This is a genomic window from Mucilaginibacter sp. 320_HR (assembly GCF_059691875.1).
Window position 1 is genome coordinate 165,973 of the sequence record NZ_JCAWAI010000002.1, and the last position, 14,657, is coordinate 180,629.

A 14,657-nucleotide genomic window follows, 5' to 3' on the forward strand; every position below is an offset into this window, starting at 1 on the left:
TTGGCTTTGCTTATTGAATCCCGTAAATCTTCTTTTCGGAGATCACATTATTGTTTTCCTGAACACGCTGTACCGCATAAACTTTCACCTGGTCAGTAAATGCAGAGGCAAAACGGTAATTATTTTGCATAGCGGAATGAATTACTCCGATATGCTTCAACCGTTCTTCGTCACTCATCTTTAGTTTGCTGTCGGTAAGCACATTTTGTAACTCGGTAATCTCTTGATCACAATCTTTAAATAAAGCGGCTTTAACCTGTATAATATATTTGCGTTCACCATTGTTAAGATTGGCAGTTTTGTCGAGGCTGTTCATGCGGGTAAGAATATCTTTCTGCCATTGCAGTATATCATTTACCTGTTTATTATTCTTAACTACAGGACTAACGTTATTGAGATTGTTGTAAAAGGTAGAGTGTAATCCGTTTTCTGATTTGAGGTATCCGGTTATCGAACCTAAACCGTTACGGGCAATGTTATTACCCGCCTTGTAATATGAGGCGTAAACTTGTAGTGCAGCAATTTGCTGTAACAGATATTTCTTTTGCGTTTTTTTCTGTTGGAACCATTCAGCGAAAGTTTGAGCTCTCACAGTAGTAGCCAGCACGGATGCGGCAACCGTCATAACTGTGAAAGCCAATAATTTCCTGCTTTTACGCCTGATCTCGTCTGCCAGTGTTTTTATTTGATTAATTGATTCCATAAAGCTTTTTAATTGATTGGGTATCACTCAGATCTTTGCTGCGTTGCAGGCTTAATTGAATGCCCTGGTTATTGAACTGATGCAGGTCATTGTAATTTTCATCCAAATGATCACTGGCCTTGTTGATTAATTCCAGGCGCTGTTCGTCCGTCATTTGTGTTTTTGCGGGGCTAACAACAAGCATGATCTCATCCAGATTTTTAACACTCGCGTCTAATATGCCTGTATAGACCTGTTGCATATAATTCAATTCCTGCGGGTTGAAATGATTATCCTGCCGGAACAAGCTCCAGGCTTTTTTATATTCACTAACCAGGGCAGCTTGTTTTAAAGTAATATCCTTTATCCGCTGGTATTTAGATATAGTGGCTTTGATGTTTCCTAATTCTGTGTAGTAACTGCTGTATAATTGCCTTTGCTGCTCTGTCCAACCGGAAATTTCAGTCAACCTTGTTCTGGACATTTGATTTTCAATGACCTTTTGTGCGTTTTGCAGCCATATTGTTTTATTCTGCATTCGCTGTACTTTAAGGTCTATTGCTTTGATTACTTTGGTTACTGTAAGCTTTATTACTTCGCCAATTACAAACTGTGCTTTTACAGATTTAATAGATGTTAAACTCATGATAATGACCATAATAACAACCATTAAGAATTTAAAATTTTTCATATAACCTCCCTGTCCGGCCATTTTTGACCAGCTAATTTTAAAATCAATAAATAGGAGTGACTACTTTAACTTAGTGTATTCCGATGCACCAAGTTTTAATATATGTGTTTCTGGCAAAACGCTGATTTGTCGCCCTAAAGTTTCTTGCAAGAGTTGTTTATCTGCATTGTAGGAAGATAGCCATTTGGCTACTTTAAATTCTTTTGCAAGTTGTTTACCGTTTCTGATTTTAATGAACCCGGTTTTTCTTACTACATCGTAAGTTTTGTCTGAAGATTTAGTAGATGAAATTATCAAACTATCATCTGTGATATTAAACTCATTTTGAAAATGCGTTACGTATGTACCTTCAATATCTACATTACTTTTAGTAGTGTTATTGCAGCTTAATGAAAATACTGCGATGATTGCTATTAAAACGAATGATGTTTTCATAATTATGGGTATTAGTTTATGCTGCTTTTTCTAATTCTTCTCTAACGATGGCGGCTATCGCAAGCTTAACACTGCCTAATCTTTTTGTGTAGGCATGAACTTTTGCTTTTTCCGACGATTCTGTAGTATAAGTCCAGTACTCTTCACGGCTTACTTCGGTGCGATATACTTTAGATAGCTGGCCATTTAAGCTGATGAAAACCTCTTTATATTTCAGGTTTTCGTCATTGTTGCGGTTCATGCTCATAATGAGCGCCGTTTCCTTATCCGTTATGCCTAATAGCTGTTGAATTTTAGGAAAATCATTCTGATATTTTCGCTGGTCAAGTAAGATCTTGCAATCACTATTATTGATGATAGCCTGTTTAACTACCGGCGAACTAATAATATCTTCAATGTCCTGGGTAACAACCAATGCCTCACCGAAATATTTGCGAACTGTTTTAAAAAGATATTTGATGTACTCAGCCATACCTTCCCGCGCGATCGCTTTCCATGCTTCCTCTATAAGAATCATCTTTCTGGTATCTTTAGCCAGTTTGCGCATTTTAGAAACGAACGTTTCCATAATGATAAGCGTAACCACCGGAAATAAAATTGGATGATCTTTAATATTATCTAACTCAAAGACAATAAAACGCTTTTGCAAAAGGTCGAGATTTTCTTTTGCATTCAGCAGGTAGGCATATTCACCACCTTTATAATATGGTTTCAATACAAATAGCATGTTGTCTATATCAAAACGTTCATCTTTCACTTTTGATTGCTTCATGGTATCATGAAATTCACCATTAAGAAATTCGTAAAAGCTGTCAAAGCAAGGGAAAATTTCAGGATGGCTTTTTAGTTTTTCATAGTAATGGTATAAAGCATCTGAAATCGCCACGTATTCAGACCGTTGTACACCCTCGTCCTCTTTCTTCCATAGCGCTAAAATCATGGCTTTTATGCTTTCCCTTTTTTCAGTATCTAAAAGGTCACCGTCTGCTATATAAAATGGATTAAAGCTAATTGGCTCATCTTCAGTGTATGTGAAATAATAGCCGTCCACAAAATCACAAAGCCCTTGGTAACTATGTCCAACATCAACTAAAACCACATGCGAACCCTGCTCAAAATAACTGCGTAACAGGTGATTAGTGAAGAAAGATTTGCCGCTGCCTGACGGACCTAAAATAAATTTATTTCGATTGGTGGTGATTCCCTTAGTCATCGGGTCATCGCTAATATCAACATGCACGGGCTTGCCGGATAATCTGTCGCCCAAACGGATACCACAAGGGCTGATGCTTGATTGATAATTTGTTTCCAGATTCAAAAAGCAGGTAGCCTGCTCAACAAAAGTGTCAAATGTATCATTCATTGGGAAAGCGGCCTCGTTGCCTGGCAATCCAGCCCACCAGATCTGAGCAGCGCCGTCAGTTTCCTGTTTAGGCTGGGCATCCATTTGAGCCAATGATGAACTAACTTTATTTTTAAGATCCTTTAACAGCGCAGGGTTATCCGTCCAGGCTAAAACATTGAAATGTGCTTTTACAGGAAGTCGCTGCTGACTGATAGCTTCATTTAAAAAATCGTGTGTAGCATCACGGCCAATCGCATTTTCGCGGGAATAAGCGGAAAGAGATTGCAAGCGCAATTTTTTTGCTTCCAGCTTTTTGATCGTTTGCAGGCTGTCACCGATAAATATATACTGGTTGTACAAATGATTACATTTTAATAAAGTGCCTATCGGAGTAGCAAAGCCGGTACTGAATTTTGTTTTATCTGTACTGTATTTATCATAGGTAATTCTCGGGCCGCATAATGGTGGCAGATCTTCCGCATCGCTTAGGGTATAAAGTTGGCAATGGTTATCACCGATCCTTATCTCATCCTGAATATGAATATCTTTCAATACCGGCGCTTCGTTTTGATTAAGCAAAAAGCAGTACTGCTCCAAAACACCGGCCTTATTTAACGTGCCTGCTAACTCGTCATCGTTCAGCCGTGAAAGGGTTATTAGACCGCTATCCTCCAACACCCTTACAAACTGGCCGGCGCTATCCTGAAAATCTCTGAACAATTCATCGCAGGTAGTTTGTGCAGGAACAATGCGTTTACGCATTAATGAACTAACCGCGCTTGAATACTGTTTAAACTTATCGGGTTTTTTAGTAATAAAAATATGGCAATGATGGTGCAAAAACTCGCGTTCGTGAAAATAACGTTCACTGGAATGAGATAAGAAAGTTTTAACCTGCTGATGGCCTTCTTTAGCAAAGACAGCTTCATATTGATCATTGATAAACCAATCCTGTTTATGAAATACAGTATTTTTTGGCAGAAGCTTCAATGCTTTAATAATTACCTCATGGAAAGCAAGATACTCGTCATTTGATAGGGTGAAGATTTCGGGCAGGTTTACTCTGTAACCAATGGTCAAATCGCCATTTGCGGAAACCATGCAGTTATGCTCCACCTTGTAAACAGGAAATACCTGTTCTGCTTTGCTGTGTGATGCCATGATTATTTCTTTAGTTGTAAAAAGATATTTCGTGTAGTGAACTTCAAATGATCTGGTAAGTACCTTTTGGCTGCTTTTTTCATCAAGCCGTGTTCACCGTATTTATGACTTAATTTAAACACCTGGTAAAACAGGGCGCTGCCTAAAACAGAGATAATAATGATGCAAGTAATTACCGGCACTCCTACGATATACATGATAGCAAATCCGATAAGCAACAGTACAAGCCCAGCTGCCAGATAGCCGATGTACTGTGCTTTCAGTCCTTTAAATTCAATCGGCTTATTAATGCCCTTGTTGATCTGATATAATGCCATGATATGTTTTTTATACCCCAAAGAATGATTTTAACACTGTGGCAACTACTACCAAAAAGATACAACTGCCGAACCAGCTTGAAGCAACTTTGCCGGTGTCGTGTTCGCCATCGTTCCATTTTTTGAATACTTTGATGGCTCCCACAAGTCCGACTATGGCACCGATAGCATACATTAAGCTTGTGCCAGTGCTGAAATAACTTTTAACCTGTGTAGTTGCTGCTGTTATTCCTGAATTGCCATCCTGTGCATATAAGCTAAGGCTAATTATCAATAAGGTGACAGTTGCCAGTAAATGCCTGAAAAAAATTACCGCCCTTGAACGGAAGTCTGTTTTTTGAGATTTCATAATTTCTGAATTAATGTTAATGGATAGGTTGCCTAAGCCCAGGTGTTTTTAAAATCGGATAAGGCAACTGTGAATTTTAATTTGTCTTTGGAAATTTCTACCACGCGGCTTAGTGCAGCCGGAAGATCTATTTGCTCCTGAAACCTTTTATAAGAGCTAACCAAAATACCAACGAGCGTTAAAAACTCCTGCTTGTTGTCAACATCCCTAAACGCTTCAATCAGGTTTCCGGCTTCTGAAACCAGTTCTGATGAAGGGTCGTCTTGAATGCTTGTGGTGTGAGTTGATTCCTTAACTAACTCATGTGGATCATCAGGCAAAACTTCTGAAAAGGGTAAGTTTTGTGTATCGCCAATGCTTACACCATTATCCGGTTTAGCCTGGCCCATTACGGAAATGGCAGGCGATTGAATTGCTGTAAACAGATCAGCTGATTGCGGTTTGCGATTGAATAGATTACTTATCTCTTTCTGGTAGTACCTAAGAGCAACATACAAGTAGTATGAAATAGTAATGATGATAACGGCTGCGAGATAGTGCTGCCAGGAAATAGAGGACAACATAATGCTTTGCTTTAACCCTCACCACACCATGCGGCGATTGTGAAAGCAAAGGTTGGAGTAGCAAAAAATATTATTTCACACCTTATACATGAGGTAGGTGTTTTTTTTATTTTATAAAAACATAAGTATCTGTAAATCAAATAACTAAAAACTATTCAAATTTCATTCTTTGTTGCGGGCCGCTGTCCTCATCTAATTTTTCATCAATTCTTCTTAGTAAAGCAAGCTTAAGTTTATCCAGAAAAGCAGTACGTTCCTTTTTGCGCCGGGTTATATCTGTGTATTTATGATAGTAGGCACCTAAATCAACATGAAACACTGTTTGAAAAAAGCTGACTACTGATTTGATTTCTGAGTTGCCATTGTTAAACACGCCTAACGCTACTAACGCGTATATTAATTCAACAAGATCTGTTTTATTAAAAGTCCAGGTAAGCGGTAATTCAATGCCAATTTCCTGCGGCTTCTCATCATGGTTTAAAATTTTCTGTAGTTCGAGATTGAGGTAATCCTGGTATTTTTCGTTGGCTATGATCTTAGACAGCTTATAATCATGACTGGTCGAATACAATTCATCCTCTTCAAAATCTTCCAGTTCTACGTGAACGTCAAAACCGCCACGGGTAAAGTAAACTTCATCCATTTGGGAAGACCCTGACCGGTAATATTGATAGAAAGCATGGTTATGGTCGAAAAACCGTTTGATATCGGTTAATTCATAATTGATGTAATCCTTTATAATTTCCTCACTGCCTAAAGGCTTTTGCATCAAAAAATTATACACATTAATAAAGTAGATATACTTGCTGTAAAACTGGGGTTTTACAACCTTGAAAAATTCTATCTCATCTTCGGTATTCTCGAAATTATAACTGGAGATATAATTTTTAAGTTTGGCCATTGCCTTTTTGCAAAGCATGATGGAGGTTTTATATTGGTCGGCTAATGAATCGCCATTAATTGAAACTTCGTTCAATTGATTTTCTAAAGCGCTGTAGAAGCGCTCTGTTATATTTCTCATAGATAAGGTTAGATAGGTTAGTACAGTATTAAAATAAATAAATTTCTATAGGCAGCAAGTTTAATTCCTGTTCCACAGCAAAGCTTAGCCACAACATGGTAGCATTTCCAAAAGTCAGGAATAGTTTTTAAATCAGGTTTTTGCAGGCAATTCTTTATTCAGCATATCCAAAAGGGTGGTGTCTAAACCTTCGGCTATTTCTTGCAGATAAATATATGAGGGGTTAATATTTCCTGCTTCTAAACGTTGAATTGATTGCTGGTCTTTTCCGATGGAGTGGGCAAGCTGTAGTTGAGTAATACCCTTATCCTTTCGGACAGTGCGTATTCGTTCACCTAAGTCTTTTAAAAGTTGTTCCTTTTTCATCGGAACTATAAAAGAATGGCAAACCGAACGAAATTAACACAACGGATACGTTGTATTAATTCTTATATATGAAATATTACGAAAAATATTTAATTTATTTAAGAAATGTTGCTTAAAACGCTTTCAATAATTCTTTTTACGTCTTCTTTTATCTGGTGATAAGTCATTATCACTTCTGCCTGATCTACATCTCTAATCATAGGAATAGGTTGATAAGCCGCTTCTTCCCGCTTAATTGCGGCATGATCGTTTTGAATACAATTATGAAAAGTTTTCAATTCGATTTTATTATCAGGATCATCAGCCACCATGCCAACAAATTCACCCGAGGATAACCCTGAAATTTTTGAGGCTGGTATTGCGTAATCCAATTGCGTTGATTTGCTTATTGAGGTGTCCTGACTATTAATTGATATGCTTTCCTTTTCCTGGTTAATTTTACCAAATCGTTCGGAAAGTTGTTTTGCCGTGTCGCCGGTTACCTGCCCAAAAACAATGTTCCCTACTATATTTAAAATAACTTCTGCCTGCTCACGGCCGTAGTCTTTTTTTAGCTGGCTATAATCCTGAACGGCTAAGGTAACGGCGACTTTATTAGATCTGGCTGTAGCAATCAAATTATCAATTCCGTTAAAGTAAATAGTGGGGAACTCATCATAGATCATGCTGCACTTTTGCTGATTTTTACGGTTGACAAGCTTATTGATGCGGTTGATATAGAGCGATAATACCGCGCCATAAATCTGTGATTTTTGTGGATTATTGGCAAGGCATACAATTTTGGGTTCATCAGGATTATTAATATCAAGTGAAAAATCGTTGCCGCTTAACACATAATATAATTGTGGCGATGATAATCGTGCTAAACTAATTTTGGCACTTGCAATTTGTCCTTCCAATTGTTCGTAAGCTTCATTTTGCCAGGCAGAAACAAAAGGGTTGATCAATACTTCGATTTCAGGTTCTTGCAACAATACCTCAAATAAGTCTTTATACTCTACCTGAGCCAATTCGATCACATGAGGCAATGTGCAATAGCGCCCGTCTTCATATTTCTTTAAAAACCACATAATGGCGGTAATAAAGTTAATAGGAGATTCCACGAAGAAATCTCCTTGCTTCTTAATCCATTCACGGTTAAGACCAAGCATGATCGTGCGGCTTGAATCTATTGCATCAGTAATATCAATCATCGTATGCGGTTCTAAGGGGTTGGCCCGGTGCATAATATTTTCGAGGTTGATAACATATTGAGTGGGCTTTACCTTGTACAAGTGGCCGTACTTTAAGAGTGCATTGTAAACGATCCTGGTTAAATCATCATATTTAAAATCATAAACCAACATGGTAAAGCCCTTTTGAATATGTTGGGTAATAATGTGACGGATGACGAAATAGGACTTACCCGAACCTGGGCTACCGCCAATTAGTGTGCCTCTAAACGGATTGATGATGTTTATCCAGCTATTGCGGCTTTTGCCTTTCAGATTATAAATTGCCGGCAAATTGATCGAGTATTCATTTTCTAATAATCTTTCCTCCTGCGGGAACGATTCATTTTCCTTATTGAAAATATCCTTACCCAAATTGATCTTTAGCAATCTGAAAAGCAGACTTACCCCTGAAAGAATTAGCATATAACCAATGACTGTTACGCCTATATACAATATGGCTATTGTGGTTGCTGGGTAATGTATTGTAAGAAAGAGTGTACTGATGAAGTACGTTATTGAACCTATGGTGCAATAAATAAAAATCCTGCTGGCCTTTATGGATTCATCCTTTTTTCCTTTGCTGCCAACCAGCGAAATCATTAAAAGAATTAGCGCTGCTAATTTCGCATAAAGTACTTTAGCAAAAATTACCATCTTCGATAACGGCAATAAAATGTGATTTACGAATGGCTTGGTCAAGCCTAAAATTTGGAAAGCCGTATAGCAGCTTAGATAAAAATGTATTATTAAAATAGCAATGCTTAGTAGCCTTGTAAAGTCAATTATCTTTCTTAGGGCTTGCTCGTTTTCACCTGTTTGCATAATGTTAAATATTAAAGTGAATGACCTTTTCTTTTCTTCTTTCGCTTATTCTGTCGCAGCCTTCCTATGGCCGCCATGTCTTGTTGTTCTTCTTTGAATAGTATTTTTAACAATGAATCTCCATCGGCTGAAGTTGTAACTGAACCTGAAATATTGTCAGGAAATTTTGAAGCCTGACTAACATTCTTTATCGGTTTGGAAACGATTTGATTGTAGTTAATTTCCTCATTTTTAAACCAATTTATCAGGGTGGCAGCACTGTAATTTTTTCCTAAATCACTACCGTTAAATACTGCCTTCGACCCATGATCTACGAACGTTATCCCATATAGACGGCCTTCTTCATTTTGCCGGAAAATGACCTGAATGCCATCATCTTTTAATTTTTTTTGAAACGCATTTTTGGAAACCGGTGCTAATAATACCTTGTCAATCTTAGTTTTTACCTGCTCTTTTAGAGGTTTTCGCAATACTTCATTTAATCGAAATCGATCTTCGAGCGCCTTCATAGTTGGCTTGCCATAGATGCTGCTGGCCTTGATTGGCACCCCAAGTTTGTTTCCTTTTGCATCAAGTGCCCAATAAACCAAGCCGTTTTTTTCATACATTCTTGAATCTTTGGAGCCGCGATCAGCCGTAATATTATATTGATTGAGTACGGCGTTCAGTTCAGGAATGCTGGTATATTTGTAGGCTTTAACTATTTCATTCACTACATTGGTGATTGATCTTTTAAGTTCTGACTTACCATAATCAACCTGTTGCAATGGCTTAGATAATACGTTTTGCTGCTTGCCCTGGTCTTCTGCCTTCACCAAATTGTAAGTCAATTCAACTTGTTTTCGGGCACTTTCGGAGGCCCTGTTCGCAAGTAAATGAAAACTGATACGTTTTCCGTCCGGTTCAATATTAGTGGTAACAATATGCAGGTGAGGGTGTCCGGCATCATGATGCTGGTAAACCAAATAAGGCTGTTTACCAAAACCTAAACCATCCATATAGTCATCGGCAATTTGTTGAAGTACGCCTTGCTCCAGGTTTTCGCTCACTGCAAAATTTAACGAAACGTGCAACGCATTTACGAGCGTCCGCTCGTTCCGATTTGTTAGATCAGTCAACCTTTGCAGTTTATCCATAAACGTTAATTTGGCCGGGTCTTTCAGGTAGCCTTGCGCGGAAATCAGCTCCGCTTTACCCAGCCTTACTTTATGTTCATTATAATTTATTGCACCGCTGATACTTCGCCCGGTTTTAATTTTTGCGACCATAATTCTGAAAAACTTTGCATACGTTCTTTAATCTGACCGATTGCCGGATCGACCTTGCTGCCAATAATGGAAAGTAAATTTATCCATAGGCGGTTATCCGCATTTCCGTGCGCACTATTGATTTGGCGTACAGCCTGGTTAAGATTATTGCCGATGGCATTTAACTCTTTTCTGAGCAAAGCCAACTCTTCCAGCATTTCATCCATCGACTTGTCACGGTAGTTTACCGTGATCGGTTTTTCAAGCAGAACGCACCTGATATACTCACTCATTTTTAAAAACCGTGTTTTTTTAAAACGGGTATCCAGTACTTTAAATTCGTTCGGTTTAAACCGTGTGGTTACTTTGCGTTCCCTGTTTTCTTCTTCATTTTCCATTACTGTAATCTTTAAAAAATCCGACCCTGGAGGATTTTTACCCTGCCCCCCGACTGACCTCGGAAGGTAGGGGCAAGATCCGTTTGTCCGACAAACGTTTATCTTGCTGATTGCTATTAAGAGGCAATCTCATCCCTTTTGACTTCTTCAATCTGCCAGTATTCCATTAGGACCTGTATCATATTGATTTCTTCAATTTGGCATCTAAAAAGAATTTTAAAGCATTTATACTGATGTCCTTTAAAGATGTATCGTATTCTACTCCGTATGATTTCAAGCGCTTCAAAAGCGCCTTTGGAATCCAGACATTCAGCTGCGCCTCGTCCTCTTTAACTGTAGCACTTTGCTTTATTGGGTGAACTTCCTGAATGGGCGTTTTGGGCGTGTCCTTTTTAAGTTTGTCCGCTAAGCCACCCAGTTTGTCTTTATAATCTGTCATTGTAAACCTGATTTAATTACCTCGTTGAACGAGAGTTTTGAAACCTGCATAAATATGTATTTATGTAATTATGCACTGATACGGTTAACGATCTCTTCTGCCAGGGATGTTATTTCTGATTTCGCTTTTGCATCACTTCCCTGTAAAACTCCGGCAGTTATCGAAGACCTCGCAATACTTACCCGATCATGTATCAGGGTTTCCAAAACAGGGGTTGCCATGTCTTCTAAAAGGCCGCTAACCTCTTTGGTAATACCTGATCGCGGTTTGATCATATTCATCACAATGCCGGCCTTTATGTCGGGGTTCTTTACCTGCGCATCGTTGACCAATGCGATAGTCGAACGTATAGCCATTACATCAAAAAAGCCTGCTTTTGTTGGAATCAATATAAAATCGGAGAGGCTGAATAGCTCGGGAAGCTTGTTCGACAAGTAAGGCGGGGTATCAACTATAATAAGGTCATAGCCTAAATTTTTTATGTCCTGTAATTGGTCTTTCCCGACCACCGCCAGCCCAGGGAGATCGTCCTTGATCTGGAGTAGACTTCCTTGCAAATCTGTATCAACCAAAGCAACGCTAAGTTGATCCTGGAAACACACTGCTAAATTCATTGCCAATGTGGTTTTTCCAACGCCCCCTTTTTGGTGGGCTACTGTGATGATCTTTCCCATGTTATGTAATTCTAAATTGTTATAAATACATAATGCTATAATTGCATAATGCTGTAAATCGTTAAATACATAATTCTTTAAATGCAGATTGCTGTAAATACACAAAGCTGTAAGTATGTATTTCTATAATTACAGCATTCCATATCTGCATAATTCGATAACTACATATTGCTGTAAATACAATAACCTGTAATTATGCATCAGGAAGGACTTTGCCTTTTGCTTCCTGACGTTCGATTAATTTAGTTTGTTGCTGGCCCTTAAGATTCTATCGGTTGTTCAACATTCAGAGATTAACCCTGTGATTTTGGCACCAGCTTTATTGATAATTTTTAATAATACACCTAACAACTTCATGATTCGATGAAACAAAACCCGATTCAATAAAAACCGTCAAATTGTCATGAAATTTGCATTTGCTGTTCAAGATGATTCCGTGTGAAACGGCGATTTTTTTAACCGCATCTTCACTGCCTGCCGGTAATCATAAATCCAATCCGCAGCGCAAACTTTCCAGTTAATTATTGGGTATCCGGTAATACTTTTCCACTCCCGTAATTCATGTTGAGTGAAAAAATCGCCCGCAATTTCTATTAAGCCTTTTTGATCAAAGTAAATTTCAATACTGGCAAGCGACGGCGGCATGGACGTACCTAAGCCATCATGGCTACGTAAAGAGATTGCATTCCTGTTATTCGGCCCTTTATCCAAATCCGGAACGATCCGTTTTGCTTTACGCTTCATGCCATTTTCATTTGATCGTTCAACTTGCCAGAGTTCATGAGTGCCTCGATATCTTCCAGGTTATAATAAGTTATACCACCTAATTTTTTGAAAGGTATCAGGCCTTTATCACGGAAATATTGGAGCTTGCTTTCGGAAAGGCGCAGCATCTTTTTAATCTCGAAGGCTTTGAGCCATTGGTGTCCCGGATGGCCGGTCTGTTCCTTCAATAGCTTTTTAATATCAACAATCAATTGTTGCTTAAAATCAATCAAGTCCTGCACCGTGATCAGTTGATCGCGGTGAACTTTCGGAAAGTCATTTTGAGTTTCATTGTAATTTGCCATAGCTTAAAATTTAGCACAGCAAATGTGAGGAAGGGAAAAATATATTTTTCACACCTCATGTACGAGGTAGGTGTTTTTTTATAAACTAAGGTTACTATATTTAGAAACCTTTCACATAATTATGCCAAACAAACTAAGTTCAATTACTAAGGAATTACTGCTCGAAGCATTTGTTAAAATAGATCAGAACGGTGTGCCAAAAGACAATGAGTACAATGAATACTGGTTAAACTATGGGGGTAAAAAATATCCTTTTAAATATTCAGTAGAATTAGCAAGTTCTTCTCTCTCCAAACAGGATCAAAAGCTAACAACCGATTTCCAAAGTAACAATGGTTATCGCAAAACTATTGCAGATTTAGGTTTCCCAATTTATTTTCAATCGTGGAATGAAAGAGGCAACGAACCAAGTTTTTTTATTGGAGCAAGCTACTTTGGCAAGGAGCCGAACCTTATTCCGATGTTTGATGACTTCATTAAGAATGAATATTGGCGCACCGATCACGACCTTTCATCCGGGCAAGGAGCTAAAATTTATAAGCTGTTGCAAAAAGCAAAGATTAATGATCGTATCGCAATTAGATTTTTAAGCCGTAAAAACAGATCAGTAGAAATTATGGCAATTGGCACAATTGCAAGCGTTAATAATATTGGTACTGGGGAACTTAAAGTTAAATGGGATTATAGACCACGACTTTTCAAAGGCCCTGTTCCTTCAGGTGAAGGTGCTGGCAATTGGTCATTAACTTTATTAGAACTTAAACGTCCTGAAGATATAGAAGTAATATTCGATTACTCTAAAAATTTCAAAAGAGCTGCCAGGTTAGCATGGAATGATAACGGTTACATATTTCCATCGGGTCGCTTAGGGAAAAGCGCAGATAAAGATTCTCACGAAGCACAATTCGGTTATGGGCATGAAGAATGGATTCTCGATATGAGTAAACAGATTGATGGTTATCACTATGCCTTTTTAGAACCAATCAGAAAACACCAGTCAGCATATATCTATAAAAAATATGATGTATGGCTTTATACTCTTGATGGACAATCTAAACAAAGATATTGGGTTGGAAATATCAACGATATTGAAGTGATCGATTCGCAACTTGCTAATAATATAAAACAGCAATATCTGAAAGCTGGCTGGCTTGAAGAGATGGAAAATCAAATCAAAATCAGCGGGGCTAATGATAATGGTTTTTCGGGATACGACGGTTTGGATATTTTTAACATAAGATTTAAACCTGAGAACATACTAATCAACGACCCTTATGTCGAGATTCCCGAAGATAATTTAATTAATGGTGTGAATAGATATACCTTCTTGCACATGAGGGACAGTTTTAAACTTCCCGAACAAGACCCTACAAAACCATTTATATTTGTTCCTCCAACAGTTATACCAACCAACACACCCAAAAGCCCCAAAAAAAAGAGTACAGTTCGCCAGCCGAAAGCTGTGGAAATCATTTACATCCATCGGGCGATCAGCGATAATTTAACTTTTAAATTAAGAGAAAAATACGGATCAATAAATGTTAACCCCGAACATCCGGCAGGTTATGGTCAGAATCGAGTAGATATAGTTGTTAATGACGCTGATGGACTAATCTTTTATGAAATAAAAAGTTATAATTCACTTATGACTTGTATTCGAGAAGCAATAGGACAATTGCTGGAATATGCTATGTGGCCGGAACATCAAAAAGCAAAAAAAATGATAGTTGTTAGCGAAAAGAAAATTACTGTTGATGGTAAAAAGTATTTTGAACATCTTAGAAAACATACTAATCTTCCACTTTATTACCAGTCATTCGATCTTAAGACGAATAGCCTATCAGAAGAATATTGATGTCAGAC

At 38.0% G+C, this 14,657-nt stretch carries 17 protein-coding genes; 1 reads left to right on the forward strand and 16 read right to left on the reverse strand.

The window, feature by feature from the left end; all coding sequences use genetic code 11:
- Positions 1 to 10: 10 nt before the first annotated feature.
- From AC59GT_RS06330 to AC59GT_RS06405, 16 genes are all read right to left on the reverse strand, one after another.
- Positions 11 to 703: a hypothetical protein gene (locus AC59GT_RS06330; RefSeq protein ID WP_497236836.1), complete on the reverse strand. Its 693-nt coding sequence runs from the start codon at positions 701 to 703 to the stop codon at positions 11 to 13.
- Positions 690 to 1,373 carry a conjugal transfer protein TraI gene (locus AC59GT_RS06335; RefSeq protein WP_497236837.1) on the reverse strand — a complete coding sequence of 228 codons (684 nt, stop codon included), beginning with the start codon at positions 1,371 to 1,373 and terminating at the stop codon, positions 690 to 692. The genes AC59GT_RS06330 and AC59GT_RS06335 overlap by 14 nt, the downstream gene beginning before the upstream one ends.
- 60 nt (positions 1,374 to 1,433) lie before the next feature.
- Positions 1,434 to 1,808 (reverse strand): hypothetical protein, encoded by a 375-nt coding sequence (locus tag AC59GT_RS06340; protein ID WP_497236838.1) that lies wholly within the window; start codon positions 1,806 to 1,808, stop codon positions 1,434 to 1,436.
- 16 nt (positions 1,809 to 1,824) lie between these two features.
- Positions 1,825 to 4,314, reverse strand: coding sequence for a TraG family conjugative transposon ATPase (locus tag AC59GT_RS06345; protein ID WP_497236839.1), 2,490 nt, complete (start codon positions 4,312 to 4,314; stop codon positions 1,825 to 1,827).
- Positions 4,315 to 4,316: 2 nt separating this feature from the next.
- Positions 4,317 to 4,631: a DUF4133 domain-containing protein gene (locus AC59GT_RS06350; RefSeq protein WP_290308868.1), complete on the reverse strand. Its 315-nt coding sequence runs from the start codon at positions 4,629 to 4,631 to the stop codon at positions 4,317 to 4,319.
- 10 nt (positions 4,632 to 4,641) lie between these two features.
- Positions 4,642 to 4,980, reverse strand: coding sequence for a DUF4134 domain-containing protein (locus tag AC59GT_RS06355; protein ID WP_497236840.1), 339 nt, complete (start codon positions 4,978 to 4,980; stop codon positions 4,642 to 4,644).
- A gap of 32 nt (positions 4,981 to 5,012) precedes the next feature.
- Complete coding sequence (locus AC59GT_RS06360; RefSeq protein ID WP_497236841.1) at positions 5,013 to 5,543, reverse strand: hypothetical protein; 531 nt, start codon at positions 5,541 to 5,543, stop codon at positions 5,013 to 5,015.
- A gap of 151 nt (positions 5,544 to 5,694) precedes the next feature.
- Positions 5,695 to 6,564 (reverse strand): RteC domain-containing protein, encoded by an 870-nt coding sequence (locus tag AC59GT_RS06365; RefSeq protein WP_497236842.1) that lies wholly within the window; start codon positions 6,562 to 6,564, stop codon positions 5,695 to 5,697.
- Positions 6,565 to 6,696: 132 nt separating this feature from the next.
- Positions 6,697 to 6,930, reverse strand: a complete 234-nt coding sequence (locus AC59GT_RS06370) for a helix-turn-helix domain-containing protein (RefSeq protein WP_022833085.1) — start codon at positions 6,928 to 6,930, stop codon at positions 6,697 to 6,699.
- Between the two features lie 98 nt (positions 6,931 to 7,028).
- Positions 7,029 to 8,966: a conjugal transfer protein MobC gene (mobC, locus tag AC59GT_RS06375; protein ID WP_497236843.1), complete on the reverse strand. Its 1,938-nt coding sequence runs from the start codon at positions 8,964 to 8,966 to the stop codon at positions 7,029 to 7,031.
- 11 nt (positions 8,967 to 8,977) lie between these two features.
- Positions 8,978 to 10,234: a relaxase/mobilization nuclease domain-containing protein gene (locus tag AC59GT_RS06380; protein ID WP_497236844.1), complete on the reverse strand. Its 1,257-nt coding sequence runs from the start codon at positions 10,232 to 10,234 to the stop codon at positions 8,978 to 8,980.
- Positions 10,189 to 10,611, reverse strand: a complete 423-nt coding sequence (locus AC59GT_RS06385) for a plasmid mobilization protein (RefSeq protein ID WP_022833082.1) — start codon at positions 10,609 to 10,611, stop codon at positions 10,189 to 10,191. The genes AC59GT_RS06380 and AC59GT_RS06385 overlap by 46 nt, the downstream gene beginning before the upstream one ends.
- A gap of 178 nt (positions 10,612 to 10,789) precedes the next feature.
- The gene (locus AC59GT_RS06390; RefSeq protein WP_497236845.1) at positions 10,790 to 11,050 is read right to left on the reverse strand and encodes a hypothetical protein; all 261 of its coding nucleotides are present in this window, start codon (positions 11,048 to 11,050) and stop codon (positions 10,790 to 10,792) included.
- A 68-nt stretch (positions 11,051 to 11,118) separates the two neighbouring features.
- Positions 11,119 to 11,724, reverse strand: coding sequence for an AAA family ATPase (locus AC59GT_RS06395; protein ID WP_497236846.1), 606 nt, complete (start codon positions 11,722 to 11,724; stop codon positions 11,119 to 11,121).
- A gap of 423 nt (positions 11,725 to 12,147) precedes the next feature.
- Positions 12,148 to 12,468 carry a hypothetical protein gene (locus tag AC59GT_RS06400; protein WP_497236847.1) on the reverse strand — a complete coding sequence of 107 codons (321 nt, stop codon included), beginning with the start codon at positions 12,466 to 12,468 and terminating at the stop codon, positions 12,148 to 12,150.
- Positions 12,465 to 12,794, reverse strand: a complete 330-nt coding sequence (locus AC59GT_RS06405; protein ID WP_497236848.1) for a helix-turn-helix domain-containing protein — start codon at positions 12,792 to 12,794, stop codon at positions 12,465 to 12,467. The genes AC59GT_RS06400 and AC59GT_RS06405 overlap by 4 nt, the downstream gene beginning before the upstream one ends.
- 121 nt (positions 12,795 to 12,915) lie before the next feature.
- Here AC59GT_RS06405 and AC59GT_RS06410 point away from each other — a divergent pair, with 121 nt between their 5' ends.
- Positions 12,916 to 14,649, forward strand: coding sequence for a hypothetical protein (locus tag AC59GT_RS06410; RefSeq protein ID WP_497236849.1), 1,734 nt, complete (start codon positions 12,916 to 12,918; stop codon positions 14,647 to 14,649).
- Positions 14,650 to 14,657 lie beyond the last annotated feature (8 nt).

What these genes read in the sequence shown, in the direction of transcription:
- AC59GT_RS06330 (WP_497236836.1), bottom strand. Translation starts at nt 703, where the DNA reads ATGGAATCAATTAATCAAATAAAAACACTGGCAGACGAGATCAGGCGT.
- AC59GT_RS06335 (WP_497236837.1), bottom strand. Translation starts at nt 1,373, where the DNA reads ATGAAAAATTTTAAATTCTTAATGGTTGTTATTATGGTCATTATCATG.
- AC59GT_RS06340 (WP_497236838.1), bottom strand. Translation starts at nt 1,808, where the DNA reads ATGAAAACATCATTCGTTTTAATAGCAATCATCGCAGTATTTTCATTA.
- AC59GT_RS06345 (WP_497236839.1), bottom strand. Translation starts at nt 4,314, where the DNA reads ATGGCATCACACAGCAAAGCAGAACAGGTATTTCCTGTTTACAAGGTG.
- AC59GT_RS06350 (WP_290308868.1), bottom strand. Translation starts at nt 4,631, where the DNA reads ATGGCATTATATCAGATCAACAAGGGCATTAATAAGCCGATTGAATTT.
- AC59GT_RS06355 (WP_497236840.1), bottom strand. Translation starts at nt 4,980, where the DNA reads ATGAAATCTCAAAAAACAGACTTCCGTTCAAGGGCGGTAATTTTTTTC.
- AC59GT_RS06360 (WP_497236841.1), bottom strand. Translation starts at nt 5,543, where the DNA reads ATGTTGTCCTCTATTTCCTGGCAGCACTATCTCGCAGCCGTTATCATC.
- AC59GT_RS06365 (WP_497236842.1), bottom strand. Translation starts at nt 6,564, where the DNA reads ATGAGAAATATAACAGAGCGCTTCTACAGCGCTTTAGAAAATCAATTG.
- AC59GT_RS06370 (WP_022833085.1), bottom strand. Translation starts at nt 6,930, where the DNA reads ATGAAAAAGGAACAACTTTTAAAAGACTTAGGTGAACGAATACGCACT.
- mobC (WP_497236843.1), bottom strand. Translation starts at nt 8,966, where the DNA reads ATGCAAACAGGTGAAAACGAGCAAGCCCTAAGAAAGATAATTGACTTT.
- AC59GT_RS06380 (WP_497236844.1), bottom strand. Translation starts at nt 10,234, where the DNA reads ATGGTCGCAAAAATTAAAACCGGGCGAAGTATCAGCGGTGCAATAAAT.
- AC59GT_RS06385 (WP_022833082.1), bottom strand. Translation starts at nt 10,611, where the DNA reads ATGGAAAATGAAGAAGAAAACAGGGAACGCAAAGTAACCACACGGTTT.
- AC59GT_RS06390 (WP_497236845.1), bottom strand. Translation starts at nt 11,050, where the DNA reads ATGACAGATTATAAAGACAAACTGGGTGGCTTAGCGGACAAACTTAAA.
- AC59GT_RS06395 (WP_497236846.1), bottom strand. Translation starts at nt 11,724, where the DNA reads ATGGGAAAGATCATCACAGTAGCCCACCAAAAAGGGGGCGTTGGAAAA.
- AC59GT_RS06400 (WP_497236847.1), bottom strand. Translation starts at nt 12,468, where the DNA reads ATGAAGCGTAAAGCAAAACGGATCGTTCCGGATTTGGATAAAGGGCCG.
- AC59GT_RS06405 (WP_497236848.1), bottom strand. Translation starts at nt 12,794, where the DNA reads ATGGCAAATTACAATGAAACTCAAAATGACTTTCCGAAAGTTCACCGC.
- AC59GT_RS06410 (WP_497236849.1), top strand. Translation starts at nt 12,916, where the DNA reads ATGCCAAACAAACTAAGTTCAATTACTAAGGAATTACTGCTCGAAGCA.